General features: G+C 59.2%; 3 protein-coding genes. All 3 read left to right on the top strand.

Going from position 1 to position 3,282, the window contains the following annotated elements:
* Positions 1 to 44: 44 nt before the first annotated feature.
* The 3 genes from O3A94_17170 to O3A94_17160 are packed head-to-tail and all read left to right on the top strand — an operon-like array spanning position 45 to position 3,198.
* Complete coding sequence (locus O3A94_17170; GenBank protein ID MDA1357980.1) at positions 45 to 758, top strand: acylneuraminate cytidylyltransferase family protein; 714 nt, start codon at positions 45 to 47, stop codon at positions 756 to 758.
* 8 nt (positions 759 to 766) lie between these two features.
* Positions 767 to 1,594: an SDR family oxidoreductase gene (locus O3A94_17165; GenBank protein MDA1357979.1), complete on the top strand. Its 828-nt coding sequence runs from the start codon at positions 767 to 769 to the stop codon at positions 1,592 to 1,594.
* Positions 1,591 to 3,198 (top strand): hypothetical protein, encoded by a 1,608-nt coding sequence (locus O3A94_17160; protein MDA1357978.1) that lies wholly within the window; start codon positions 1,591 to 1,593, stop codon positions 3,196 to 3,198. The genes O3A94_17165 and O3A94_17160 overlap by 4 nt, the downstream gene beginning before the upstream one ends.
* The last annotated feature ends 84 nt before the right edge of the window (positions 3,199 to 3,282 follow it).

Genomic DNA, 3,282 nt, shown 5'->3' with positions numbered 1-3,282 from the left:
ATCCAAGCATTTGAGGCGATCGCAAAAGCCGCAGAAACAGGTGCATGGCAAACCCTCTGAGACGACTTTGTAGTATCTGCGCACGCGGCGCCTCGAAAGGTGTGCCCGGCAAGAATATTCGCCCGCTGCTCGGCAAGCCGTTGATTGCCCATTCGATTGAGCGTGCGCGCGAAAGCGCTCTGTTCGATCATATTGCGGTGAGCAGCGATAGCGTAGATATCCTCGATGCGGCGGGTGTGGCGGGCGCCGATATTCTCGTGTCTAGGCCGGCACACCTCGCCACGGATTTCGCTGCCAAGCTGCCGGCGATTCAGCACTGCGCGCGTGAGGCAGAAACGCGGACCGGAATTCGTTTCGACACGATTTGCGATCTTGATGCGACATCCCCGCTGCGCAATGTCGAGGATATCGCGGCTGCCGTCGATCTATGCGAGCAAGGCGAATGCGACAATGTTATTACCGGCGCACCGGCCCACCGTTCGCCCTATTTTAATCTGGTGGAACGGGACCCCAGCGGCTTCGTGCGGGTGGCCAAGACGCCTGCGACACTGCTCACGCGGCGCCAGGACGCTCCGGACTGCTTCGATTGTAACGCCTCCATATATGTGTGGTCTCGCGACCGCTTGTTTTCGTCCCCTCATGTCGTGACGGAACGGACCGCGCTCTACGTTATGCCGGAGGCGCGCTCGCGCGATATCGACAGTGAATTTGATTTCGAACTCGTCGAATTTTTGATGCGGCGCCAACTGGAAAATTAGAGACAGCAATGATGGGCATAGATTATCGGAAGCTTTTTGACCTGTCCGGCCGGACGGTGCTCCTGACTGGTGGCGGCGGCTATCTGGGTGCCGAGTTCGCGCGCGGCTACGCGGCGCACGGCGCAAACGTCGCGATACTCGATATCGACGCGGAAAAAGGCCAAGCGGTTGCAGACGCCGTGGCGGAGACGTATGGCGTTGGGACATGTGCACTAACGTGCAATATTGCCGACCCGTCCTCGGTTGCCACGGCACTGGAGGCGTCGCGGCACGAACTTGGTCAAATTGACGTGCTGCATAACAATGCCGCCAACCAATCAGCTGGGCTGAAAAATGAATTCACTCCCTATGAAGAATTCGACCTGGAGGATTGGCAGCGTGTCGTTGGGGTTGACCTCCAAGGCGCATTTGTGATCACCCAAGCGGTTGGACGTCAGATGGTCGCGGCGGGTGTACGCGGTTCGATCCTTCAGACCTCCTCCATTTATGGGGCGTTGGGCCCCGACAACAGCATCTATGACGGTGCTGAGTTTTCCGGGAAAAAAATCTGCAGCCCGGCGGTTTATTCAGCCGTCAAGGCTGGTAGCGAGGGCCTGGTGCGCTGGCTGGCGACGTACTGGGCTGCCCACGGCATCCGCGTGAACGCTCTGGTTCCGGGTGGCGTTGAAGCGGGCCAGAACGAAACCTTTAAGGCGCAATATTCCAACCGGGTACCGTTGGGCCGAATGGCTCGGGCAGATGAAGTTGTGGGCACGGCGGTGTTTCTCGCGTCCGACGGGGCGTCCTATATCACTGGGCAAAGTCTGTTTGTCGATGGCGGGTTGAGCGCCTGGTGACGGCTCTCAACATCGTCGCGGGCGACCTGATTGCGCCGTTCCTGTGGGAAGATATTGCCGACATTCCGGATTGGCGCGAACGCATCGCATGGCCTGTTTCCGGGACATTCTCAAGAACCCTTGGCGAGGCTGTGTGTCGTGAAGTCATTGCAACGATTGCCGCCATCGATGATGAATTTGAAAACCAGGTCGCTATGGTCGCGGGCGGCAGAATGGTGAATGGGTTCGTGTCACTCGCCGAGGCGGCTTATGTCGTGCAGGGCGAGGCGCAGCACGGCGTTGTCGCGCGCGGCGGTCCGCCGGAGCTCGACGCGATGCGCGGCAGCGAAACCGAGTTTGAGGTGTTGGCGGATCGCCACCGGGGCAAGGGCGTAATCGATGTACGCCCGGCAAACCATGCGCCGCTTCGCGCGCTCGCCCGGACCGCCAGCTGGACTCCGGCCTGGCGTCTGCCGATGGCGATGGCGGCCCCCCAATCAATTGCCGTGACCCATAACGCTTTGCTCCGTCGATACGCTCGGGTGTCAGGCGCGCGCATGCGGTACTGGCCGGCCGCCAATATTCTTGCCAAAGCGCAGTCACATGGACCATCAAAGTCGGATCCAAGCACGGGGCAAGCCATTATTAAACGTATGGCGGCGGCCCTGCTGCCACATGCCGAAGGCTTGGCCGAGCCTTGGCGGTCGCGATTGGAGTGGCTTTTCGAGGCTCGTCTCGGCCCAACCATCGCGCGGATTTGCGCCGATGTGAGCGCATTGAGAAATCAGCAGCGGCTACCACGTAACCTTTGGACAGGCACTGGCGGGGCTTATGTTACCAGGGTGATCGCCTCTGAAGTGCGCCGTCGCGGAGGTCAAGTTACGGGCTTTGACCATGGCGGCGTGACGGGGATTTCTCAGGCACTGCCACTGACTGCCCTAGGTGAATTGATGTTGGCGACACAGTTTTGTGTTGGCACCCGGAACTGGGCGAAACTCCTCGCCCAATCTGCGGCTCTGCCTCTGGCGGCGCCATTCGGCGGCTGCAACATAATTCATGCGGATGGCGAGCCAATGTTCCTTCAGGCCTGCATCGATGGCGTGGCGCGAAGCCGACGGCGCGTCATTTTAGTTGGCCATCCCTATCGCGGACTACGCCAATTTGCGATCGCTGGCACGCCAGATGTTATCTATTGGGATTTTCAGTCGCGGGTTGCGGAATTTATGGCCGGCCTCCCGATAGATCTTGTTTGTAAGCCACATCCCGAAGGACATTTTGTTGGCCGCCACAATCCGATCGGGGAGATAGCGCCGACCAGTTATCGGCGATTCGAAGAGCATCTAAAAGACACCGATGTGTTCGTGTTCGATGCACCGACGTCGACCACCTTCGCCGAAGCATTATGTACCAATCGGCCTGTTGTCTTGATTGAGCGTGGGCATTATCCGTTTAATCCGGCCATCGAGGCTGAAGTGCGGGCGCGCTGTCGGATCGTTCCGAGTAGGATCGACGCTCGCAATCGCATTTGGCCCGACCTTGATTCATTATCAGACGCTGTTCTGAGTGGGCCCGGGACCGTCGATCCGACATTTTTTCGCACCCTGCTCGCCGGCCTTCCGGAGTGAGCGGCACGCCCCACAACAAGACAGGATATTCTACACCGTGAGCAAAGATATTTTTTGCACCCTCGGCCCGGCATCTATGAACGG

The organism is Pseudomonadota bacterium (genome assembly GCA_027624955.1).
Classification (GTDB): Bacteria; Pseudomonadota; Alphaproteobacteria; order UBA828; family UBA828; genus PTKB01.
Note: the sequence above shows the minus strand (reverse complement) of the source record. Positions and strands in the feature narration are given on the sequence as shown.